This window comes from Candidatus Saccharimonadaceae bacterium ML1, from assembly GCA_030253535.1.
GTDB lineage: Bacteria > Patescibacteriota > Saccharimonadia > Saccharimonadales > Saccharimonadaceae > Saccharimonas > Saccharimonas epibionticum.
Window position 1 is genome coordinate 834,872 of record CP124550.1, and the last position, 22,527, is coordinate 857,398.

The 22,527-nt window shown below is 43.9% G+C and carries 21 protein-coding genes; 9 read left to right on the forward strand and 12 right to left on the reverse strand.

Annotation, left to right across the window (positions count from 1 at the left end; genetic code table 11):
• Window positions 1–117 precede the first annotated feature (117 nt).
• Window positions 118–1,443: a DUF6056 family protein gene (locus SEML1_RS04365; protein ID WP_376753994.1), complete on the reverse strand. Its 1,326-nt coding sequence runs from the start codon at window positions 1,441–1,443 to the stop codon at window positions 118–120.
• Between the two features lie 67 nt (window positions 1,444–1,510).
• Window positions 1,511–1,906, reverse strand: a complete 396-nt coding sequence (locus tag SEML1_RS04370) for a GtrA family protein (protein WP_376753995.1) — start codon at window positions 1,904–1,906, stop codon at window positions 1,511–1,513.
• 61 nt (window positions 1,907–1,967) lie between these two features.
• Between SEML1_RS04370 and SEML1_RS04375 the strand changes: the two genes are divergently transcribed.
• Window positions 1,968–2,147, forward strand: coding sequence for a glycosyltransferase (locus SEML1_RS04375; RefSeq protein WP_376753996.1), 180 nt, complete (start codon window positions 1,968–1,970; stop codon window positions 2,145–2,147).
• Between the two features lie 41 nt (window positions 2,148–2,188).
• Window positions 2,189–3,037, forward strand: a complete 849-nt coding sequence (locus SEML1_RS04380) for a sugar phosphate nucleotidyltransferase (RefSeq protein ID WP_376754435.1) — start codon at window positions 2,189–2,191, stop codon at window positions 3,035–3,037.
• Here SEML1_RS04380 and SEML1_RS04385 read toward each other — a convergent pair.
• A complete protein-coding gene (locus tag SEML1_RS04385) occupies window positions 3,034–4,617 on the reverse strand; it encodes a hypothetical protein (RefSeq protein ID WP_376753997.1) in 1,584 nt (527 codons plus the stop codon). The two genes, SEML1_RS04380 and SEML1_RS04385, sit on opposite strands and share 4 nt — an antisense overlap.
• A gap of 543 nt (window positions 4,618–5,160) precedes the next feature.
• Window positions 5,161–5,418: a GtrA family protein gene (locus tag SEML1_RS04390; RefSeq protein ID WP_376753998.1), complete on the reverse strand. Its 258-nt coding sequence runs from the start codon at window positions 5,416–5,418 to the stop codon at window positions 5,161–5,163.
• A 45-nt stretch (window positions 5,419–5,463) separates the two neighbouring features.
• Here SEML1_RS04390 and SEML1_RS04395 point away from each other — a divergent pair, with 45 nt between their 5' ends.
• Window positions 5,464–6,417: a glycosyltransferase family 2 protein gene (locus SEML1_RS04395; protein ID WP_376753999.1), complete on the forward strand. Its 954-nt coding sequence runs from the start codon at window positions 5,464–5,466 to the stop codon at window positions 6,415–6,417.
• 5 nt (window positions 6,418–6,422) lie between these two features.
• On the opposite strand, the gene SEML1_RS04400 is transcribed toward SEML1_RS04395, so the two are convergent.
• From SEML1_RS04400 to SEML1_RS04420, 5 genes are read right to left on the reverse strand one after another with little or no spacing between them, the layout of a single operon-like run.
• On the reverse strand, window positions 6,423–7,067 hold the full coding sequence (locus tag SEML1_RS04400) for an HAD family hydrolase (RefSeq protein ID WP_376754000.1): 645 nt from the start codon (window positions 7,065–7,067) through the stop codon (window positions 6,423–6,425).
• The gene (locus SEML1_RS04405; protein WP_376754001.1) at window positions 7,051–7,932 is read right to left on the reverse strand and encodes an NAD-dependent epimerase/dehydratase family protein; all 882 of its coding nucleotides are present in this window, start codon (window positions 7,930–7,932) and stop codon (window positions 7,051–7,053) included. The genes SEML1_RS04400 and SEML1_RS04405 overlap by 17 nt, the downstream gene beginning before the upstream one ends.
• Window positions 7,933–9,012 (reverse strand): ATP-grasp domain-containing protein, encoded by a 1,080-nt coding sequence (locus SEML1_RS04410; protein ID WP_376754002.1) that lies wholly within the window; start codon window positions 9,010–9,012, stop codon window positions 7,933–7,935.
• 17 nt (window positions 9,013–9,029) lie between these two features.
• On the reverse strand, window positions 9,030–10,031 hold the full coding sequence (locus SEML1_RS04415; protein ID WP_376754003.1) for a Gfo/Idh/MocA family protein: 1,002 nt from the start codon (window positions 10,029–10,031) through the stop codon (window positions 9,030–9,032).
• Window positions 10,024–11,127, reverse strand: coding sequence for a DegT/DnrJ/EryC1/StrS family aminotransferase (locus SEML1_RS04420; protein WP_376754004.1), 1,104 nt, complete (start codon window positions 11,125–11,127; stop codon window positions 10,024–10,026). The genes SEML1_RS04415 and SEML1_RS04420 overlap by 8 nt, the downstream gene beginning before the upstream one ends.
• Window positions 11,128–11,268: 141 nt before the next feature.
• Here SEML1_RS04420 and SEML1_RS04425 point away from each other — a divergent pair, with 141 nt between their 5' ends.
• Genes SEML1_RS04425 through SEML1_RS04435 form a run of 3 tightly spaced genes read left to right on the forward strand, consistent with a single transcriptional unit; the run spans window position 11,269 to window position 15,632 of the window.
• Window positions 11,269–13,299 (forward strand): DUF7657 domain-containing protein, encoded by a 2,031-nt coding sequence (locus tag SEML1_RS04425; RefSeq protein ID WP_376754005.1) that lies wholly within the window; start codon window positions 11,269–11,271, stop codon window positions 13,297–13,299.
• 47 nt (window positions 13,300–13,346) lie between these two features.
• A complete protein-coding gene (locus SEML1_RS04430) occupies window positions 13,347–13,934 on the forward strand; it encodes a hypothetical protein (protein WP_376754006.1) in 588 nt (195 codons plus the stop codon).
• Window positions 13,935–15,632: an FG-GAP repeat domain-containing protein gene (locus SEML1_RS04435; protein ID WP_376754007.1), complete on the forward strand. Its 1,698-nt coding sequence runs from the start codon at window positions 13,935–13,937 to the stop codon at window positions 15,630–15,632.
• A 126-nt stretch (window positions 15,633–15,758) separates the two neighbouring features.
• On the opposite strand, the gene SEML1_RS04440 is transcribed toward SEML1_RS04435, so the two are convergent.
• From SEML1_RS04440 to SEML1_RS04450, 3 genes are read right to left on the reverse strand one after another with little or no spacing between them, the layout of a single operon-like run.
• Complete coding sequence (locus SEML1_RS04440; RefSeq protein ID WP_376754008.1) at window positions 15,759–17,561, reverse strand: glycosyltransferase family 2 protein; 1,803 nt, start codon at window positions 17,559–17,561, stop codon at window positions 15,759–15,761.
• Between the two features lies 1 nt (window position 17,562).
• Window positions 17,563–18,735: an ABC transporter ATP-binding protein gene (locus tag SEML1_RS04445; protein ID WP_376754009.1), complete on the reverse strand. Its 1,173-nt coding sequence runs from the start codon at window positions 18,733–18,735 to the stop codon at window positions 17,563–17,565.
• A gap of 1 nt (window position 18,736) precedes the next feature.
• A complete protein-coding gene (locus tag SEML1_RS04450; protein ID WP_376754010.1) occupies window positions 18,737–19,546 on the reverse strand; it encodes an ABC transporter permease in 810 nt (269 codons plus the stop codon).
• Between the two features lie 31 nt (window positions 19,547–19,577).
• Between SEML1_RS04450 and SEML1_RS04455 the strand changes: the two genes are divergently transcribed.
• Genes SEML1_RS04455 through SEML1_RS04465 form a run of 3 tightly spaced genes read left to right on the forward strand, consistent with a single transcriptional unit; the run spans window position 19,578 to window position 22,520 of the window.
• Complete coding sequence (locus SEML1_RS04455; RefSeq protein ID WP_376754011.1) at window positions 19,578–20,603, forward strand: glycosyltransferase family 2 protein; 1,026 nt, start codon at window positions 19,578–19,580, stop codon at window positions 20,601–20,603.
• 1 nt (window position 20,604) lies between these two features.
• Window positions 20,605–21,663, forward strand: a complete 1,059-nt coding sequence (locus tag SEML1_RS04460) for an ATP-grasp domain-containing protein (protein WP_376754012.1) — start codon at window positions 20,605–20,607, stop codon at window positions 21,661–21,663.
• A complete protein-coding gene (locus SEML1_RS04465; protein WP_376754013.1) occupies window positions 21,660–22,520 on the forward strand; it encodes a succinate--CoA ligase subunit alpha in 861 nt (286 codons plus the stop codon). The genes SEML1_RS04460 and SEML1_RS04465 overlap by 4 nt, the downstream gene beginning before the upstream one ends.
• Window positions 22,521–22,527 lie beyond the last annotated feature (7 nt).

Genomic DNA, 22,527 nt, shown 5'->3' on the forward strand with positions numbered 1-22,527 from the left:
TATAGGCTTACGGAACGAAACATTCGCTATTGAATATATTATTGGAAACTGATCTATCATCATAAAGAGGGTTTTATCTATGGTACGTTGGTTGCCAGAGAAAGAATATATCACACTTTAGCCGGTGGTGTTTAGTTCACCAAGTCTATCAATCAATAGCAAAACAACTAACATTAACAACAGCGACGCTACATACACTACTCTATACCCGCTCGCATACATCGTTGGCGAGACCCACAGCATGGCTGTTGCAGTAGCTGCTAAGAGACAGCCAGTGATGCATATTGCTGCTTTTTGACGGGATCTTATACCAAAAACAACGGCAATTGCGGCGACAGTCAAAACTAACGCACACAACCAAAATATCACCGGAATCCATTGCGCAAAACTACCAACATAGCACCATGAAGCGTGAAAATTAACGATACCACCAAAATGAACTTTGCGTAATAGCATCATAAACTCCACATCAAGCATGATAGTTTTAGCTAGCAAGAACACACTAGCGAAACCACCAAGCATGATAGCTAGGACTTTTTTATGGAGCCGCCAAAGCATTATACATAGCAAACACCATACTATTGACAATGACGCTCCTGTATGGTTTATTATAATATCCATAAACCATCGGATGGAAGATTCTGCTCGCACCGCTGTAGGCACAGTTAGCATGTCAGGAAGCCAGTTGTTAATCTCCTGCTGGATTCTCAAAACATTACCAGACGCACGAACAACACATAACACACCGATAGACAATAACACGGTCATGGCAGCTAATAGCGCTGCAACTTTTTTCGACCGGTTTTTCTGGTGTAAATACCAAGCGAGTACTGCTAAATATATCAGCGCCAGGATAAAACCAAATTGCTCGTGCGATAAAACTGTAGCAACGCTGGCGATAGACGATACAACTGTTTGTGCGACCGAAATCTTGCGCCGTAAAAATATAGCACAAGGCAAATAAATTGCTATTAAGAATAATGTCCCTACCCAGAAATAGTTTACTGAACCAGTTAACCAAAAAACCGATTCTGTCGCTACGCCTTGCGACAGCAGCCATACAAATGCACAGCTAGCTGTAAATGCCGCTATATCAGTTTTATGATTATTTACTGTACGGATTGAGCGGTAAAATTTAAAAAGATAAACAGTGCCGACCATATACGCAACAGTGTTTAACAGTGCCCAAATAGCTGGTCGAGGTGCCAGTAGCCAAAGCATCATCTCTGGAAAAACTCGGCTGCTCCAGCTGCTCCAACGATAGATAATCCAGTCAAACAAGCTAAACTCAACCGTCTTTGCTGCAAACCAGATATCATCATCGCGAAAAACAGTTTTCAATGACATGATAAAAAACACCGCCGTACATACTACAAAGATGAGCAAAAATGGTCGGTTGCGTTTATCAAGAACAGTATGCTTAAGGTCGCCTAAAAGCTTCATGTGTACCAAAATTATACCATCATAGATATAAAAAGCAAATGAACCATCCGAGCAGTACTAAGCGTTATTACTTCTTAGAGAAGATAACTAACCTAAATGCCAAGAAATTCCAAACTGCACATGCAGCTGTAATGATTATTTTTGCGTGCTGAATTTTTAGCAAATTGAGATTTACGAGCCCAGCGACAGCAGCAGAAGTAGCAATGAGGTTAAAAGCACTCAGCGCCGCATACAGAGCTATCTGCGTACGCAGTGAAAAACGATCATCTGTACTATGATTAAACACTCTTTTGCGATTCATCGGAAAATTAAAGAAAAAACCCGACAAAAATCCGACTCCACTAGCTAAAAAAGCCTGTAGATGGACGAAATTATATAACATATACGTTACCGAAGTATCAATTATAAGCGTCACCACGCCCACCACGCCGAATAATACCAGCTGCTGTATAAGTTTTTTCATAGCTTCCGTGTTATCATATCACGATTTTATGATTTCACACACCCATGATACAATTTAGGGTATGTACAGAAAATTAGAGACTGCCGTTGTGATTCCATGCTATAACGAAGAAAAAATGATCACTCAGACTATTAAAAAAATACCAGAATTTATTGATCATATTATCGCCGTTAACGACGCGAGCACCGACGATACAATTGGAGTACTAAATAAGCTAAAAAAACCAATTCACGTCTTATAGTAGTAGACAACAAGATAAATCAAGGGGTTGGCGGAGCTCTAATATCAGGCTATGACTACGCCATGAAAAACACTAAAGCTACCGCTATCGGGATAGTGGCGGGCGACGACCAGTTTGATTCGTCATACCTGAGAGCAATGCTGGATGATTTTATTAACTATTCGGCAGACTACGTCAAAGCTAGCCGTTTCTTTCATCGCGAAGCTTTCAAAACTATGCCAAAGTACCGCCAATTCGGCAATATCTTTATCACTTTATTAACTAAATTCTCAACTGGCTACTACTCTGTAACCGACATCACTAACGGCTGCGGCTGGCTACGCCGTGATGTTCTAGAAAAAGTTGATTTCTCAATCGTTGAGCGGCTGGACGAGTCACTACGAGAATGTACTAATCCTGACGGTGGTACGGTTTTTGCTTACAAAGTTTCTGACCCGGAACGCTACGGTGTTGTCGAATTTGATGACAAAAATCAAGCTATTTCCATTGAAGAAAAACCAGCCGAGCCAAAATCAAACTTTGCCGTTGTTGGTCTATACTTCTACGACAATGATGTAGTCGAAATCGCCAAAAATGTCAAACCATCTGACCGTGGTGAGTTAGAAATCACCTCCATTAACGCTGAGTATCTCCGTCGCGGCAAACTACAGGTTCAGACCCTAGACAACGGTGACGTTTGGCTAGATACTGGGACGATTGATAGTCTAACTGATGCTTCTGACTTTGTTCGTGTCATCCAAAAACGAACCGGCCGCATCATTGGTAGCCCAGAAAAAATCGCTTTCAAAAATGACTGGATTAGCCGAGAACAACTTAACATGCTTGCTGAGCCGCTCAAAAAATCTGGTTATGGCAAGTATCTAATTAGAGTAGATCGTCAATCAAGCTAAAACATGCCTCGCAAGCTGCTGCATATCCCATTCAAGCTATCCTTTGATACGTTGCTGGGGTCAGCAAATAATACTCTTTCACTGCCTAAAACCTCAATAAATATAGACTTTATGTCGTCACTACGCGTCAAAATCAGGAGACGAGATTCTGGGGTTATATTTCTATTCTCGAGCAAAGTCTTAGCTATAACCTGCTTTGCACTATGTATATTAGCATTAGAAGTTGACCACCTGGAAATTATTTCCTGTGTAGTAGTAGACTGTCCAGTCAGAGTCATCATAGATCTATTAAAAAATATATCACCATCAGTTTTCCGATCACTTCTGACCGAAAGTATAGCCGTAGACTTTTCTCGACAGATTGGATTCTCAGCTATAGTAATCGCATGGTCAAATAACTCTGGTGTAGTAAACGCCGCCTTTACCTTACCCTGCAAATAAACTCCAAACACACCAACCCCGTTTGAAAAGGCCATCATTATAATGCCTATAATCATTAAAATCTTGACGCCACTTGATTGTGCTTTGTCTATAAGCGACATAGTTAGCATTGTCATAGCCAAGCTAGTCAATAGGAGTAAACTTAATACAGATTTATGATAATAATAGCCGACTTCACCATTGGTCATTTTTTGAAATATAAATAACGCCAGAGAAAATACTAATGACACAACTAGCCCAATAGTTAGTGGATTAACTGTTCGCTTCTTATGATTATTCCACAAATATGCCATAGCAAAAACCGCCCAACTTAGCACGTAGAATACATCAAAAACCAACACCCCACCCTGATCATTAATTTTATCTGATGTCACCCTCTCAAGTAATACGTAAGTAGCCCCCTGTACAACGCTAAAACTGACAATAAACAAAAGACTGCCCAGCAAAAGTTTTGACAACTTTGCTTTTTGATTACTACAAAAATAATCAGCCGCTAAAGTAAAGATAAATATACCCAACGCAACTGGAAGTAGGAAAAAATAGGATAGACCAACACCAATAACAGAAAAGGTTGCTAATAGCCCGTAGGTATACTTTTGTGTAATATCGCTTTCCTTGCAATATAAAAATAGTAAGGCTATAACCGAAAGCAGCAAATGGAGACTCATAATTTGTGGCATGAAACCGTAAGTAAACGCAGAAAACATCAAACCTAATAATGTGTATATCGTACAGGAAATAACGATAATAGCTGACATCCATGGCTTTTTCTTATTGTCTAATTTAACCAGTTTCGTTGCCAGAAAGATAAACGCAAACACTAAAAATACATAGTTAATTATCGAATATAATAAAAAGCTAACTAGCTTTTTATTAATGTCAGTAAACCTACTCATAAACGGTTGTACAGCCTCATTAAAAACCCAAGCATTTATATGATAGCCCTGAGGGTAATTGTTGGCAGCAGAGCCTAGCATAGAGTTAATCGGCAACTGGTTACCTCTTGAACCATAGACATAGCCCTTTTGCCTCTCGACGGTGTCTATAAAACTAAGATGAGATATATTATCTACCCCTGAGCCGTTAGCCACTCTTAAAAGATCAGCGCTCTGAAAACTAGAAAAAGATTGCGTCAACATCAGGATAAATACAGTAAGGCTCACTAGAGAACTAATAATCTCGCTTAATGGGAACCATCTGCTGGGAGGAGTGAAACGACAAAATACAACAAGACCTAGATTAAATACACCGACAGTCCAGGCAAAGAGCCATATTGACATCGGCACCTTGAGTGCCCATGGTACAAAAGCCAACAAAGTATTAATACTTATGTAAACCGAAAGAGTAACAAATAGTCGACCCATAAGACCTAGTCGTCTAGTCGGCAGAAATACTACCGCGGTAACTGTTGCAGTCATTATCAAAATTAAGGCTTGATTGAATACAACACCGAGAAAAATAGCTACAATATAAGCTATTATATGTAACCTACGGTCATGCAACCTATCTATTAGAGTATTACACATCCTGCCTCTCTTCGTGCGATGCTTTCTTTGAAAAAATAAATAGCTTAAAGACCAAAAAATTCCAAACAGCAAATACAATGGTCGTGACAATCTTTGCCCATTGAATCTCTAGTATATTCATTTTTACTAATAAATCAACAGCCGTAGAGGTCGCCATCAAATTAAAAAACTTAGCAAAGCATATAAGCAAATTTGTGATTTTAATGAAAATCGATCGTCTTCGCTGTGATTAAAAACTCGTTTCCTATTCATAGGAAAATTAACACAAAACCCCGATAAGAAACCAATGCCGCTCGCCATAAAAGCTGGCATTTTAGCTATATAGTACAATATGGAGGTAACTAATGTATCAACCGCCAGCGTCGTCACACCGACAATGCCAAATAAAAATATCTGTATAACAAACTTTTTCATACTAACCAACTAACCCATAATACCATTTATAGTATAATGAGAGGTATGTACAGAAAATTAGAGACCGCAGTTGTTATACCTTGTTATAACGAAGAAAAAATGATCACTCAAACGATCAAGAAATTACCAAAGTACATTGACCATGTTATAGCCGTTAATGATGCCAGCACTGATGACACCATTGGCATTCTAAATAAATTAAAAAAGCAAAATGATCGACTGATTGTTGTTGACAACGAAACAAATCAAGGTGTCGGCGGCGCTCTCATCGCAGGATATAATTACGCTATTGAGCACACCAAAGCGACCGCTATCGGGATAGTGGCGGGCGACGACCAGTTTGACTCGTCATACCTCGAGGCGATGCTAGACGATTTTATCGATCAATCAGCAGATTATGTTAAAGCCAGCCGCTTCTTCCACCGAGAGGCCTTTAAGACTATGCCGAAATACCGCCAATTTGGCAATATTTTCATATCATTGCTGACAAAATTCTCGACTGGATATTATTCCATCACAGACATCACTAATGGCTGCGGTTGGCTACGCCGCGACATAATTGAAAAAGTCGATTTTTCCATAGTCGAAAAGCGCTACGACTATGAAACCAGCATGCTGACCGCTCTATCCATAGTCAATGCTAAAGTCATTGATCACGCCGTGCCAGCACATTACGGCAATGAAAAATCAACCATTAAGCTTATCCCGACGGCATGGCGCAATTTAAAAGCAGTTTGGAAAGGATTTTGGCGGCGCATCTATTATAAATATGTACTATACGGTTTTCACCCAATAGCACTATTTTTGTTTGCGGGGTTGTTTTTCTTTGTATTATCTGCAGGCGCGACGATATTCTTACTATGCGCCAAGTTATTCGCGCATCAATCACCAACAGCAGGAAGCGTTATGCTCGCCGTACTTCCGTTCATATTGAGCGTTCAGTTTATCTTGACCGCACTCTCTATGGACATCGCAAACGAGAGCAAAGTAAACCGCTAGGTTTACTACAAGATATCACCGACTGATCTAATGATAATATCTGGAGATAACTTTTCCAGGAAATCATAATCACGTATACCACTTGTCACCGCAATACTCATTGCGCCAATTGATTTCGCAGCAGCTACATCTGCTTCTGTATCACCAATTATCACTACATTTTGCGGGTCTACTTTTTGGCTACATATTATATCCGCCTTCTTCCTAAGTGTACCGCTTTTCGTATTGCTATGTCCGGAAAGTATGTCGCGAAAAAAATGCTGTACGCCTAAATGATCAATCTGTTGAGCAAGCGCCTCTTTATCTCGCCGTAAACTCAGAAGGTATAGTGCATTTTTACCAAATAATCGTTCAAGCGCCCCAAAAGCACCCGGTAAAAGTTTATCTTGAAAAAGCTCGCCAGACTTTTCAATACGGTCCCTAAACTCTTCAAGAAATTCTCTTTCACGTTCGGGCGACAAACTACTTTGCTGCAAAATATTATTCCACGGCGTATCACACCGTTTCTGCCGCCAGTACTGCTCAAAAGAAATAGGGGTAGTACCCTTAAACATCGTTAGTGACTCTGTATAGACACGGTAATGGCGAGGTGCTATATCAACAAGCGTTCCGTCTAGATCAATAAAAATAGTTTTATTTTCGATATTCATCTATCATCTTCTTGAGTTTAGCAGGAAACAGTACACTAGGCTCGTATCCGATCGATTTCTTAGCCTTTTCGATATTAAGCACAATATCTACACCGCCCGCCGCTGATTGTATGTCAATTTTACTGCGGGAATCCGTACTATTCACAATTTCTTTCGCCGCATCGTAAATTGAGACACCCCTACCGGTACCGATATTTAAAACGCCAGACCCTTGCGACGTAATCGCGCACATGATGCTTTTCGCGACATCATCAATATGTACGTAGTCCCGCAAGACTTCAGCACCACGGATGGTAATAGTTTCACTATTCAGTGCTGCTCTGATGAAATTTGGGATCGCTCGCGCAATAGGATCAAAACCGCCATACATAACAGAGAAGCGAAGAATAGAAAGCTCTTTATTATTCTTTGCCGCAAACGACTGCATAATAAACTCGCTACTCAGTTTCGTCGCTCCATAATATGAATATGGTTTAACGGCATTCACCTCTGTGATTTCGCCGCTTATCATTGATTGATCATACACTTCAGCTGTGCTACCAAAAATAATTTTTGGCGCGCGGCTGCCGAAAAACTCAAGCAAATTTACGGTTGCTGTAATATTACCGGCAACCACATTCTCTATTGTATCCTCTTCTGCGGTTTTTGGTACAAATGCCGCTAAATGAACAATGGCATCAAATAAACTATCTTTTAATACATTCGCCGCCTCACGTACACTGATTTTATCAGATAAATCGCAGATGACCGAGTTGCTACATTCCAGTTTCGTTCTTCCAAGCGTTGTTATACGCCAATCAGACGAAGCAATATCTAAAAATCGTCTGCCAACAAATCCGGAACCGCCTGTTAATAGAATATTCATTTACAGCTTCTCTAGAATGCTATCGCGTTCGGCAACAGCAGCATCTACTGTATTTATATCGGAGAGTACTGGTAAGAAATCCATGCCGCGTATCCATACTAAGCCATCTGGGAGCGGATTTGTATTTTTCTCAAGCACTGGTACACTTTCATTATAACCAAGCTTCACGAACATCTCCGGCATATTTAGCCCAGCCTGAGTGAAAAACTCATGCGTCGTAAAGAAACGACCGATGTTAATCTCTGTCGGATTCGGTACGCCGTTCTTATCGTACGCCATATCAACCCCAAACAACCCGTCTGGCTTATCGTCTACTGCCAATACGGCGCGTCTTGCAATGTCGTCAAGCTCTTCGCTTGAGTATGTTAAACCTGTACCTGTCGCGCCCGTCACGCCCGATGGAGAAATCTTCGCAAGTTCCCAATACAAACGTTTGCGGCCTTGAGCAACGACCAGCTCACCGTCTTTCCACAACGACATCCATGTCACAGTTTCCGGTTCAAGCAGCTCAGACGCTGTAAAGTTACCGTTCCATGAGCCATTTTTCTCTTGAAAATCAAGCCAATTTTTTGCACTCTTCACATCATAAACTGGCAAAGACCCTCGTCCGCCCGCGCCAGAAATCGCGCGCAACCACATAGAACCACCCATTTCATCAAGCAAAATACCAAGATCAGTATCCCGCGTTATCAACTGAGTTTTCGGCACTTTAATGCCAGCTTTTTCCCATAGTTTAAACGACTCGAATTTATCTTGTAGAATTTTAACAGTTTCTTTTGCGGGGAAGAATGTCTTCGCTTTAATTTTTTCGCGGTTTTCGCTCAAAAAACTAACTTCAACATCATTTTGAGCGTGCACAAACTCAACTTCTTCTTTTTCAATAATATAGTTCAAAAAATCAATATATTTTGGATCGTTGGCAAGCGGCGCCAAATAACGCCTATCAACCTCTGCACGCTGCAGGTAATATTTATCTGCATCAGTACCAATGATACAATATTCCTCATTTGCCGCCCGCAGTGAACGAATAAAGTTCGCCGACGGTGATCCGCCAGCACCCGTCACTAAAATACGTTTCATTTATTTTCCTCCTTCTTTTATTCATTATGCTCAAATGGTTTCACCGCCTCAAGTGCAATTCTCAGCGCCTCTTGGGCATCCCTTGGATCAACCACTGAGACGGTGCGCCCAAGCGCCCTCGCCAAAAATGTTTTCAATTCTACGGCAAGCGGCTCTTCAAAATCAACCTTTATAATTTTCTTCTCAGGCTCACCGACTTGAAGTACAAAATTCGTAAAGCCATCTTTTGTATTTTTTTTCATGTTATGCTTATAGAATTGGAGTTCTTGCGTGATATAGTTCGCTTCAAGATAGCCTTCGGAACCGGTTAGCGCAATCGTTCGGATTTTCACCGGCGTCAGCCAGTTTGCCTGAATAAAACCAGACGCACGACCATAATCCATCAAGATTTCTGCCGAATCAATATTCTTACTGTGACGCGTCCGCGAACCGTGGCTTGTAATACTTTTCGGCTTAGCACCGAGCAGATAGCTCACAAGGTCAATATCATGCACCGCTAAATCAATAACAACATCCGTTTTTGGCTCTACCGCAGGAAAACCCCCTACACGCTTACACACAACTGATGTAATATCACCAATGGCTTTCTCATCAAGCATCTGCTTCAGCTTACGAATTACAGGATTAAAGCGCTCAATATGCCCAACCGTGAAGACGACTTTGTTCTTTTCCGCACATTTAATAAGCTCGTCCGCCTCTTCAACAGACGATGCGATTGGCTTTTCAAGCATACAATGAATGCCTCGACACATCACTTCGCGCGCAACTTCAAGGTGAAATGGCGTCGGCACGACAACCGATACTGCGTCAGGACGAACCTCGTCAAGCATCTTTTTATAATCAGTGAAGAAATTTGTACGGTATTCGTCAGCAAGCGCCTTTGCTGCGGAGTTTACGTCAGCAATACCCACTAGCTCAGCTTCCGGAAGCATAAAATAATTTCGTACATGATTCTTACCCATGTTGCCCGTACCGATGACGGCAGTGCGCAACCTTCCTTCTTTTTGCTGACTAGCCATTTGTAAGCACCTCCTTGACCGCCTTAGCAATAGTAATAACATCCTCATCCGACACTTTTGGATGAACTGGCAGCGATACAACTCGAGCCGCCAAATCTTCTGCCACAGGGAAATCGCCGACTTTATAGCCAAGTTTTGCGATGTGCGGATAAACATGCAGCGGCTTTGGATAGTAGATCCCAGCACCAACGCCGCGCTCGCGCAAACCGGCAACAAACTCATCGCGCGAAACGCTCGCGTCATCAGTCAATACAACCGTATATTGATGGTATACATGCGAACGATCCGGAGCAACGCTCGGCAGCTGAACCCCCTTTATGTCATTGAGTGCTTTGTTCAGCTCACTCGCAACATGCTGGCGACGCACCGTAAAGTTATCAACTTTCTTCAGCTGCTCGACAGCAATTGCCGCATGTAAATCTGACATCCGGTAGTTATAGCCAAGCTCAGCGTATTCATACGGCGCGACCATACCATGCTGGCGGAACGAGCGAATTGCCGCAGCCTGCTCGTCGCTATTGGTTGTGACGATACCGCCTTCGCCGCACATAATATTTTTAGTAGCATACAGCGAAAAGCAGCCTAAATCACCGAGCGCACCTGCTTTCTTGCCTTTATAGTCAGCACCGATCGCTTGGCAAGCGTCTTCTATAATCATCAAATTGTGCTTATCAGCAACCGCACGTAATTCGTCCCACTCGCACGGTTGACCGTACAAATCAACCGGCACGATCGCCTTCGTTTTTGATGTCACCGCTGCTTCAATTTTTGTCACGTCAATGTTAAACGTCGCCGGATAAATATCAACTAGTATTGGACGGGCGCCAAGCATCAAAATCGGGTTAATCGTCGCAATGAAGCTATACGGTGTCGTGATGACTTCATCGCCCTCGCGCACACCAGCCGCATACAGCGCAGAATGTATTGCAGCCGTACCGCTATTTACTGCAAGCGCATATTTTGTGCCGCAGTATTTCGCCCAATCTTCTTCCAGCTGAGCAGTCTTTGGCCCCTGAGCCAACATCCCCGACTCAAGCACGTCATTGACGGCTTTTATTTCCTCACTCTCTACAATTGGCGATGCGATTGATATCATAATACCTCCTTATCAACTAACTCTAGTATAGCACCAATTAAACCATAAGCTAACAGCTGTTTTTGACAATTTTAAAATTAAGCTACCACCTCAAGTTATCATTATTATGCAATATTATTTTATGCTATACTGTATGGAACAATGCATAAGCTTAAATCTCTCGTAAAGCGCGTTAAGCCAGTTTGGATTTTTCCGATAATTATTACTGTATGCCTCGGTGCAGCAACAGTCGGTAAGCTTTCAGGGTCGTCATTTGGACCGTATTATGACACTTTTTTGACAGGAAGTGCGACTCCACGCTTAATCGCAGGTTCAACTCAACCAATACGTAGCGACGAATGGTTAGTGGTGACGCAGTTTACAATTGCTCAGGAAAAGGCTGGCTACCCGCTTATTAATCACAACCTAGGCTCCGGCAAAAATATGAGCCTAGTAACAGATGCGCCGTACAAAGAATGGTCGGTAATATTTAAGCCACAAAATTTAGCATTTTTTGCTATGCCTTTTGAGAATGCTTTTGCGTTTAAATGGTGGTTTTTGCTTGCGGCGCTATTACTTGCTATCTATTTTCTAACTTTACGGTTTCTACCGGATAAATATCTAACTGCTTCACTTATTTCAATTATTGGAGGCTTTGCCCCGTTTATATTCTGGTGGTATCAAAGCATTACCGTACTTTCGGTTGCATGGGGCTGCTTTGCGCTAGTTCTAGCTATGCGCATCGTCGAGATGAGATCACTTTCCATTTTTTCAGCAAAAAAGCGCAGCCTGCTATTCACCCAGATTCTACTCAGCTCGCTGCTTACCTACACAATTACTGCATTCCTACTTCTGCTCTATCCAGCCTTTCAAATACCAGTACTTATCGTTATCGGACTTATATTTACCGGCTGGTTTCTTAACGCAGTATTCTCTACCCGCAAAAAATCACAAGCGCGACGCGCGCTGTACAAAAGCTTATTCATGCTAGCTGGCTCAGCAATAGCAGCAATACTTATCGTAACAATATTTCTACTCACTCGGCTTGATGCCGTTAAAGCACTTACTCAAACTTCATATCCAGGCTCCCGCGTCGTTGCGTCCGGCAACTATTCTAGTGTCGATCTGCTGAGACAGGCTGGGTTTAATCAATACCGTCTGCAAGATCTAGCAGCGGTATCCAGCCTCGGAAAAAAATACGAGCACAACCCAAAAGCTTCCAGTATCAACCAGAGTGAACTGTCATCGTATATCGTTATTCCGTTTATTCTACTACCGCAAATTATATTCTTTATATGGGCTCGCTGGCGTAGCAAACGCAAGGTTAACTGGCTCGGTAGCGCTATTATCCTATGTAATATCATTTTCATGGCTCATATATTCATACCGAATTTCTCTGTTACTGTTATTTTCAAACCACTTGGACTTTACCTTATTCCAATTCCCCGCCTACAAATTGGGGTTGGGTTACTTGGTATTATGTCGCTTATCTATGTCATCAAACGAATGCGAATTCTGCCGTTAAAATTCACGCCGTACCTTTACATATACAGTGGTGCCATCGTACTGTTCTACATAGCGGCAGCTATAATATTTTCCGTGAAGACAAGCGGTTTTAGCGGCGACATTCGTGTCGCATTAATTGCAGCCATCACACTAGCCGCCGGGCTCGTACTAGTAGCGACGAAGCATCGCTACAACACAGGATTATCGCTTATCGTCGCGCTATCCATAGGCTCAGTCGTATTTGTACAGCCGCTATACTCAGGACTTGGGGTCGGCTATCGCGACAATACAATAGTAAATAAGATCGCTGCTATTTCGGATAAGGCGTCTGTTTGGGCGGTTGCTGATACTGTTGTACTCGAAAATTATCCATGGCTTGCCAACCGAAAAACGATTTCCGGCGTACATCCATACCCTGATCTAGCATTTTGGAGCCAAGTTTCATCAAATAAAAAAACTTACAACCGCTACGCACATGTGCTCGTGTCCGATTCCGTGCAAGAAGAGCTTGCACTCATACAGCCAGACGTTTTCATTGCTAAGCTTTCATGTACAAACCACATCGGCAAAACCGTCACGCATGTTTTAACTGCTCACCGCATGAATTTACCTTGCTACCAGCTAACTGGCGAAACGACGGTCGGCAGCGGAACATACTTCTTCTACAAGAAAGCTAAACAAGCATAGACATCATAATTTCATCTTGATATAATTATTAGGTAAGAGATTCAGTTATGAAAATAAAAAATAAAAAAAGAATACCAAAGAAAATTATTATAACCATAGTTATACTAGTCGTCTTAATCGGAGGCGCGTTGTATTGGTGGTTTGTTTTACGAAATCCAGGACCGGTTGTCCCTGAAAAAACAACCGAGCAAACCCATTCGGAAAAAATCCACTCGAAATCAAACGACAACAATAAAAATAATACAAAAAACGCCACAGAGACAGCGCCAAGCTCACCAATCGGCAATTCAAAAGAGCCCGCTACCAACAATACCCCGCCGTCATCTAACACTACCCCGCCAGAAACGCCAAGCGGCACGTTCGTTAGCAACCACTTTGTAAATCTAACCTCTTACACGTCGCAGAATTCAGTATGTCATACTTCGCCTGGCGCGAAATGCACAATTACTTTCAGCCAGGGGTCGACGATGCGCTCACTACCCGCTAAACAAACCGATGCAAATGGTAACACTAGCTGGGACTGGGACATAAAAGAACTTGGGCTTACTACCGGAACCTGGACAATCACTGTAAAAGCGGCCAACGGCAAGTACACTTCAACAACCGTTGACCAGATAAATTTGGAGGTGAAATAAATGAAACGAGCTTTTCTCGCGGCGATAGCACTTACACTTGTTGCGGCATCAGCGACTGTATTCTTAAACCAAGATAAAGCATTAGCTTCAGTCGATAATATCATTAGTGATGCAAATTTTATCAACGAAAACGCCATGGACGAGGGGCAAATCGCTGCTTTCATCAATAAATTTCCAAAAAGCTGCCTACTGCCGCGAAATTATCCGCAAGACTTAAGCCCAATCTCATTTATCGAACCAAATAATTATTTCGATCACGGTTCGCAGCAAACATCAGCTGCGCGTATTATTAATAAAATGTCGAAGTATTACCACCTTAACCCGCAAGTTATCTTGACAACTCTTGAGAAAGAGCAGGCCTTAGTGTCTGGCAGTCAAGGCTGCGCATCATGGCGCTACAATTCAGCGATGGGGTACAACTGTCCAGACGGCAGTGAGAATTCACTTAAAAATTATCCCGATTTAGGTATCTATAGAACCTGTGTTAAGAACCCTGGAAACGCCGGCTTCGCTCGCCAGGTCAACCGAGCTGCCTGGCAATTACGATTTGATCAGGAGCGCGCCTACGGCAACCTAAGCTGGGGGGGCGACGGGAATGTATACTATTACGGACGTATGACGGAAGGATTTCGCTCCCGCAGACAAGGAGAACCTGCCATATATTACGATGGCGTTATTGCAATCGGCGGGAAATCATTCAAGCTCGCCAATGGCGCAACCGCTGCGCTTTATAACTACACGCCTCATTTCAATAGTTTTGAGCGGATCTTTACCGCCTGGTTTGGGGATCCGCACGCTACGCCAGAAACTGCATACGTTTGTAGAGATGGAGTAAATTTAGCTGGCGTTGCGACTGGCGCTCGTGTCGTACCAAGCCGTACCAATGCCGCAAACGATAACCTCACCGTCTCAGCGCCAAACAATACCAGTACAAGGTGCGCCGAGTTCCATACCTGGGCGAACGCAGGTTTACAAACATGGGGTAAACATACTGCGTCGAACTCGTACACTTTCGACCAAAAATACAGCAAAGTAGTCTCATACAAAACGGATGCAAAAAACTCGCTGCTCACCAAAGTCGACTACTCCGGTACCGCCAGCGGGCGCGTTGAATTCCACACGTGGACGCAAAATAACCTCCAATGGATCGCCCACACCGCTACAACAGCCGGTCCTATTGATCCGCTCTTGTCGGAAGTTATAACGGCTGATACCGACGGAGATGGACGCGATGAGTATTACCTCGTCAATTACCAGCAAACAAACTCTGGCATGATTGAGGTCCATGGCTGGAGCAACGGTGGCAATAGTTGGTTCCGCCACACTGCGACCAATCACCCGAGCGTCAGCATGCAGGAGGGGCGCGTCATTGCTGCCGACCTCAACGGCGACAAAAAAGATGAGTTTATTTTCGTGCGTTTCGGCAAGACTTCAAGCGGGCGCGTTGAATTCCACGTATGGGACAATAGTCTACAACATTGGGTACGCCACACTGCAAGTAATTACCCGGAAGCTGGCTACGATGTCAACCCAGATGTCAATGAAATTGTCGCCGCGGATCTTAGTGGTCGCGGTAAAGATACTATCTACTATGTAAAATATTCAAATACCGCAAGTGGACGGCTAGAGGTTCACGGTTGGACGGATGGCCAAGAATCATGGATAAGCCATATCGCTACATCATCAGGCAGTTACTAGCTTGCTAATCAGCAAACTAAAAATACCCTCGCAAAACCTGTGAGGGCATTTTCACAATACATAAACTGCCGTCCGGCCAGAAACGTAGCCGAGTGCAGTACAACGTTTAACCTCTTGGTCCTTCCGTTACTCTTTCGGCAATCGATACCCCGGTCCAAATTGCTCAAAGTTATCATTATAAAATGGATCTCGCTTCAAGTATTTGCCCCAACGTTTACGCATTAACTCTTGCGCCGATTTAAGTTCAGTCTGATCGCGGCTGCTCGTATTGACGCGGCCAACACTCACTGACTCGTAGTGAAATAGCTCAGCATACGGCGTGTAAAGATTGTTATACCCGGCTTCTCGCAGTTTCAAGTTAAGATCAACATCATTATAGGTCACACGCAACTTTGCATCAAATCCGCCAACCTCTTCAAATTTTGAGCGCGCCACCATACTACATGCTGCTGTTACGGCCGACACCTCACGAATATTACTAATAAATATGTATGTAAAGATATCAAGCAGCGGATTGCGCATATAGAACGGGTGGAATGCAATATCGCGCTCACTCAGCACAATACCAGCATGCTGCACTTCTTCATTCGGGAACAGTAGTTTTGCGCCGACCATGCCAATCTCTGGACGTTGAGCATGTTCCAGCATTGCCTGAATCCATTCCAAGGTGATAACTTCCGTGTCATTATTGAGGAACAAGAAGTACTCTCCCCTTGCTTTCTTCGCACCGTAGTTGCATGCTTTCGAAAAGTTAAACGGCTGTTCGACAAACTCAACAACATTCACCGGCTGCTTTTCTTTTGCAAGCTTTTGATAATATTCTGCCACTTTCTTATCACTACTGCCCGTATCAACCACGACAATCTCAAAATACGGATATGTCGTTTTCTCGATGACTGAGTCAATACACTGCTTGATAAGCTTATAGTTATTCTTCGTCGGAATAATGATCGAAACCAGTGGCGTCTGCTCAATAACATAACGCTTGCGCCAAAAACCAAGCGCCATATGCTCTTCAATGTAAGCATTCTCTTTTCGCGCTACGACACTCTCACGCAACACGCGCTTTTGGTTGATATATGCATACGGCTTACTGTCGGCATTCATCGCAGTTGATGTTTCCGACTTGCGCCAATGGTACAGAATCTTTGGAATGTGGTAGACATTTTGCGTTTGTTGCGTAATACGCAAGAATAGATCCCAATCCTGCGCACCATGCGTACCAATAGTAAAGCCTCCGATGCGTTTCATCACTGTAGCACGAATCGTCGCAAAATGCGTAATCACATTACACGAGTTAAGGAAATTCGGGCTCCAGTCAGGCTTGAAGAACGGCTCAATGTGATTACCGTCGCCGTCAACCTTATCTTCATCGGTATAGATTAGGTCAACGTCTGGTCGCTCATTGATAACCTTAACCGCTTCAAATAACGCACTTGGCGGCAAAATATCATCATGGTCAAGCAGCGAAATAAATTCACCTTTTGCCATCTTGAGCGCAACATTAGATGATACCGAAATATGCCCGTTTGTTTTGTTGAATGTCGCGTTGATGTTGCTATATTTTTTTACAAATCGTTTAATAACATCACGCGTCTCTTGGCTCGGTGATGCATCGTCTGAAATACATAACTCCCAGTTGTCGTATGTCTGCGCCAGCACCGACTCAATGCATTTCGTCAAATACGCTGGATCGGTATTGTATGTTGGCAGCAAAATACTAATCAATGGGCGCTCGCTCAATTTCGCTGCCTCATCACGTTGTACAGCTAGCTGTTCATCGGATAGCTTTTGGCGTTCAAACCAGTCGGCATACGACTTTTCGCGCTCCATGTCGATCTGCTTGCGTATACGGTGCAAACGCGCCATCGTCATACCGTAGCGCGGATTAGCTACTGATTTTAATGCGATTTTTATTCGATGCCTCATATCACTCCTTTACCTGCTGATTTGACCATTGTCCCTCAAGCCGCATCGGTCCATCGCGCGAAGGATCATGGCCTTTAACCATAAATGAAAACACACGTGGCTTATGTTCTAATAGCTTATTGTCGCGTGTTCGATGCAGTGTCAAATGTACATCATAGCGCCCGCCGTTAAGCCCCTCAAGTTTGGTCTTAAAAATAAACCATTTACCTTGCTTCAGGCTATCTTTTTTGTCGTTATACTTTGAGTTTCTGTCGGCGATAACAAAGCCGTTATATACTAGCGAGAAGTTCACGAATGCTGGCGATACAAGCTTTGGACAGCGCACGCGCAACGAAACCGTATCGCCAACTGAATAGGCTTTTTTAGCGTCCAATATCTCATACTCAAACAAATCTTTTCGTTTTTCCTTTTTAGTTTCTTTCTTTTGCTCAATATTTTTCTCTGTATATATCTCAGCGATCTCTTCCGGCGTACCGATTTTCTCAATTTTACCTTCAGAAATGATCATCGCTTTCGAGCAAAACCGCTTGACCGCATTCATGTCGTGCGTCACGAGTACAACCGTCTGTTTCTCTTGTCGCAATGTCTCAAAATAGTCGTAGCATTTTTGCTGGAAAGCCGCATCGCCCACTGCGAGAACTTCATCGAGTAATAAAATATCGCCATGGGCTTTAATTGCAATAGAAAAAGCCAGGCGCACCTGCATACCGCTTGAGTAATTCTTGAGGCGCTCCTCCATAAAATCTTCAAGCTCAGCAAACTCAACGATTTCTTCGTACATTGTATCAACTTCCGCATGGCTAAAACCAAGCAACGCGCCGTTTAGGTATACATTTTCTCGTCCCGACAATTCAGGATTAAACCCGACGCCAAGTTCAATGAACGGCACTAGCGTACCTTTTGTCGCAACCGATCCCGCTTGAGGACTGTATATGCCCGCCAATGTCTTGAGTAGCGTACTCTTACCGCTACCGTTTTTGCCAACGATACCGTAGAATTCACCCTTCTTGACTGTAAACGATATACTGTCTAGCGGTGTAAATTCTCGATACCCCTTCCTACCTTTTAACGCATTGATAAGTTTTTGTTTTATCCCAGACGAAGCTTCGAGCGGAATACTAAATGACTTTTTTAGATTCTTCACGACAATGGCATCACTACACGACTGAGGCATATCAAATTTTCTCCGCAAAACACTTTGAATGTTTATTAAAATACAGGATTCCCCCAATAAAAACAATAAATACAATAAGCAGAGGTATCGCCATTGATTTTACCCCGACAAGGCTGCTAGTCGTAATAGTTTCTTTTGTAATGAGAGTGTAGCGCGCATCCTGAATCGCCTGTGCAACAGGGTTCATCATGATGAGTTTTGCTATAGCCTCGCTTTTTGCAATGACAATACTAAGCGGATAAATTATCGGCGTGCCGTAAAAGGCAGCCTGCATGATAATCTCCCAAATATGCCCCGTGTCGCGGTATTTTACATTGAGCGCCGACAAGAAAAAAGCAATGCCGAGCGCGAATAAATATATCTCCAGAATAAAGATCGGCGTCAGAAGCGCAGACCAATGAATCGCCACGCCATTTACTACAGCGAGAATAGCGACAATAACGAGATTAAACGCAAGGTTTACAAGAGCCGAGATACTTGTAGATATTACAATAATATATTTAGGAAAGCTAATCTTTCGTATCACATCACCGCGCATAACAATTGAATTCAGCCCTTGCCCCGTTGCCTCTGCGAAGAAGTTCCACAGCACAATCCCAAATAGTAAATATACAGAATAATGCTCAACGCTACCCAACTTAACAAGCATGCCAAACACGACATACATGATAGCGAATAAGAAAAGCGGCTTGAGAATAGACCACAGATACCCCAATACTGACCCCTGATACCGCAACTTGAAATCCGTCACCACCAGCTCGCGCAGCAAAACGCGGTTGCGTTTATTGAAAACACCCGACACATTTATCATACTGGGTCTAGTATAATATAAAAGAAGATTTATGAGTAGTGCACTAAATAAGCCCGCGATTATCATTCTCAACTGGAACGGCGCCGATGATGCATTAGAATGCGCCGAATCGTTATTGGCGCAATCACTACAACCTAAACTTATCATCATCGATAACCATTCGCACGACGATTCTGTCGAGCGCTTCAGGAAATATATAAACGCTCATCCAAAGGCGACTATTACGCTACTTGAGAATAAACGTAATCTCGGCTTTGCCGGCGGCATTAACACCGGTTTACGCTACGCAAAAGATCACCATTTTGAGTACGTCGGCGTTCTCAACCCCGATGCTATTGCCGATAAACACTGGCTGAAATCACTCTACACAGAACTTACTTCACACCCCAGCGCAGGTATCGCAACTGGGCTATTATTGCGCCGCGACGGTAACACAATTGATACATCTGGCGACTTTTATACCACCTGGGGTCTTCCTGGGCCGCGAAACCGCGACGAACCGACAGTTAATGCGCCAAATCAGCCAGGTGAAATTTTCGGTGCGACAGGCGGCGGTGCGCTGTATCGCACAACAATGCTTAGCGACATCGGGTTGTTTGACGAGGATTTTTTCATGTACTACGAGGATGTTGATCTCAGCTTTCGTGCGCAGCTCGCCGGCTGGAAGGTGCGTTATACGCCAAAAGCAATCGCATACCATAAAGTTGGCGCAAGTAGCCAAAAGGTTCCAGGTCTCGCCGTGTTTAACACGTTCAAAAACCTGCCGCTCGTACTCATCAAAAACGTCCCAGGACGGCTATTCTGGACGATTGGCGCGCGCTTTTTCCTAACGTATTGGCTGATTTTTGCGAGCGCTATCCGACACGGCAACGGCTGGCCGGCGCTCAGAGGTATTTTTACATCGCTCATTCGCCAACCGCGCGCCTGGGTACATCGCGTTAAAATTCAGCGTAACCGTAAGGCTTCAATCAAATATATCCGCAGCCTTATCCACGATGGACCGCTGCCGAATCAGACAGGATTGCTTAAATTTAGGAAATTTTTTACCGGTAAGTAATATGCGCCTGCTTGAGTACGAAGCTAAAAAAATCCTATCAACGTACAGTGTCCCTATTCCGTACGGCGTGATTATTGAAGTAAACGACCTGCAAGCAAACATCACCGTCCCTGTTGTGCTGAAGTCACAAGTGCCGACCGGCAGGCGTGGTAAAGCAGGCGGCGTCATTATTGTACGCGAACCGAGCGACCTACAGCCTACTATTGCCATATTATTTGGTCGTACAATTCACGGGTTCACGCCGCAGAAGCTTCTTGCCGAGGAGCTAATTGACATCAAACGCGAGTTCTATTTCTCGCTTATCATCAATCGTGAGACTAGCCAGATTGAGCTACTCGCCAACACAAACGGCGGTATTGAAGTTGAAGAGCGAGACAGCGAAGCCTTCTTCCGCCATTCAGTTGATCCGCGCTCATTTGAGACATTAAGCGACGAACTGGCTGATTGTCTTGATATCTCTGATAAGGCTTTCTTGCTGCAAGATATTATCGTCAATACGTATCATTGTTTTATAAACAACGACTGTTTACTACTTGAAATCAACCCGCTAATTTTGACTACGGATGGAACACTGGTTGCAGGCGACGCCAAAATTACGCTTGACGATGCAGCACTTTTTCGCCACCCTGAGTGGCATTTTAACGAAACGCCCGAAGGTAATAACTTCGTTATGCTTGACCCAAACGGTACGATTGCAACAATCGCTAACGGCGCTGGGCTTGCGATGGCAACGGTTGACGCGGTTGCAGATGCCGGCTTTACACCCGCGAATTTTTTAGATATTGGCGGCAATGCTACGCCGCAAAAAATTATGGACTGTTTTCGGCGTATTGACACGCTACCGCATGTAACGGCAATTGTTATCAATATTTTCGGTGGAATCGTCCGCTGCGACGACGTTGCGCAAGCTATTCTGGACGCAAGAGAAACATTCCCGAACTTACCACCGCTGCACGTCCGCCTCGTCGGTAACCGCGCCGACAGAGCAAAGCAACTGCTCGCCAATGCCAATATACCGCTACACAGCACTCTCACTGATGCACTGGAGACACTTTCATGACACCAGAGCTATTCACCCATCGGAATGTCATCATTCAGGGTATTACTGGCAGTAGCGGCACAGTACACACCAAAAATATGCTCGCGTACGGCACGCGGATCATTGGCGGTACGTCGCCAAATCAACAGATCAAAGATGTCCACGGCGTACCAGTCTACCGTACGATTGCCGACATCCGAACCAAGCATGATGTTGATATCTCAATAATTTTTGTTCCCGCACCGCACGCCAAAGCCGCAGTCCTTGAAGCAATTGACGCGCATATTCCGCTCATTATTTGTATCACCGAGAATATTCCCGTTCACGACATGTTGTATATTACGCAACGATTAGCATGCTCGTCGTCAGTGCTCGTTGGCCCAAATTGTCCAGGTGTACTAATTCCCGGCGTCCATAGCCTCGGTATTATACCGACAGCACTCGCGACACCAGGCGACACGGCGATTATCAGCCGCAGCGGCACGCTTACGTACGAAGCGATGAGCCTACTCACCCAACGCGGCTTCGGGCAAAAATATATCATCGGGATCGGCGGCGATATGGTGCGCGGCATAAGCTTCACAGACTGCCTTGATCTCTTTGAGCACGACTCAGATGTTGCGCGTATCATCATGATTGGTGAAATTGGCGGCACGAGCGAGATTACTGCCGCCGATCATATTAAGCAACACATCAGCAAACCGGTGTATGCGTATATTGCCGGGCATCATGCACCACGCGGTGTACAGCTTGGGCACGCCGGAGCAATTCTCGGCACAAACGAGCTTGAATCTGCCGCCGCAAAGACAATTCGTTTACAAGCCGCCGGTGCTGTAACTGCGACATCAATCGACAAACTAATAGCACGTGTAAAATGATATAATA

Excerpts from the sequence above, each read along its gene's own strand:
- SEML1_RS04365 (WP_376753994.1), bottom strand. The coding sequence starts at position 1,443 with ATGAAGCTTTTAGGCGACCTTAAGCATACTGTTCTTGATAAACGCAAC.
- SEML1_RS04370 (WP_376753995.1), bottom strand. The coding sequence starts at position 1,906 with ATGAAAAAACTTATACAGCAGCTGGTATTATTCGGCGTGGTGGGCGTG.
- SEML1_RS04375 (WP_376753996.1), top strand. The coding sequence starts at position 1,968 with ATGTACAGAAAATTAGAGACTGCCGTTGTGATTCCATGCTATAACGAA.
- SEML1_RS04385 (WP_376753997.1), bottom strand. The coding sequence starts at position 4,617 with ATGTTGACGCAATCTTTTTCTAGTTTTCAGAGCGCTGATCTTTTAAGA.
- SEML1_RS04390 (WP_376753998.1), bottom strand. The coding sequence starts at position 5,418 with ATGAAAAAGTTTGTTATACAGATATTTTTATTTGGCATTGTCGGTGTG.
- SEML1_RS04395 (WP_376753999.1), top strand. The coding sequence starts at position 5,464 with ATGTACAGAAAATTAGAGACCGCAGTTGTTATACCTTGTTATAACGAA.
- SEML1_RS04400 (WP_376754000.1), bottom strand. The coding sequence starts at position 7,067 with ATGAATATCGAAAATAAAACTATTTTTATTGATCTAGACGGAACGCTT.
- SEML1_RS04405 (WP_376754001.1), bottom strand. The coding sequence starts at position 7,932 with ATGAATATTCTATTAACAGGCGGTTCCGGATTTGTTGGCAGACGATTT.
- SEML1_RS04410 (WP_376754002.1), bottom strand. The coding sequence starts at position 9,012 with ATGAAACGTATTTTAGTGACGGGTGCTGGCGGATCACCGTCGGCGAAC.
- SEML1_RS04415 (WP_376754003.1), bottom strand. The coding sequence starts at position 10,031 with ATGGCTAGTCAGCAAAAAGAAGGAAGGTTGCGCACTGCCGTCATCGGT.
- SEML1_RS04420 (WP_376754004.1), bottom strand. The coding sequence starts at position 11,127 with ATGATATCAATCGCATCGCCAATTGTAGAGAGTGAGGAAATAAAAGCC.
- SEML1_RS04425 (WP_376754005.1), top strand. The coding sequence starts at position 11,269 with ATGCATAAGCTTAAATCTCTCGTAAAGCGCGTTAAGCCAGTTTGGATT.
- SEML1_RS04430 (WP_376754006.1), top strand. The coding sequence starts at position 13,347 with ATGAAAATAAAAAATAAAAAAAGAATACCAAAGAAAATTATTATAACC.
- SEML1_RS04435 (WP_376754007.1), top strand. The coding sequence starts at position 13,935 with ATGAAACGAGCTTTTCTCGCGGCGATAGCACTTACACTTGTTGCGGCA.
- SEML1_RS04440 (WP_376754008.1), bottom strand. The coding sequence starts at position 17,561 with ATGAGGCATCGAATAAAAATCGCATTAAAATCAGTAGCTAATCCGCGC.
- SEML1_RS04445 (WP_376754009.1), bottom strand. The coding sequence starts at position 18,735 with ATGCCTCAGTCGTGTAGTGATGCCATTGTCGTGAAGAATCTAAAAAAG.
- SEML1_RS04450 (WP_376754010.1), bottom strand. The coding sequence starts at position 19,546 with ATGATAAATGTGTCGGGTGTTTTCAATAAACGCAACCGCGTTTTGCTG.
- SEML1_RS04455 (WP_376754011.1), top strand. The coding sequence starts at position 19,578 with ATGAGTAGTGCACTAAATAAGCCCGCGATTATCATTCTCAACTGGAAC.
- SEML1_RS04460 (WP_376754012.1), top strand. The coding sequence starts at position 20,605 with ATGCGCCTGCTTGAGTACGAAGCTAAAAAAATCCTATCAACGTACAGT.
- SEML1_RS04465 (WP_376754013.1), top strand. The coding sequence starts at position 21,660 with ATGACACCAGAGCTATTCACCCATCGGAATGTCATCATTCAGGGTATT.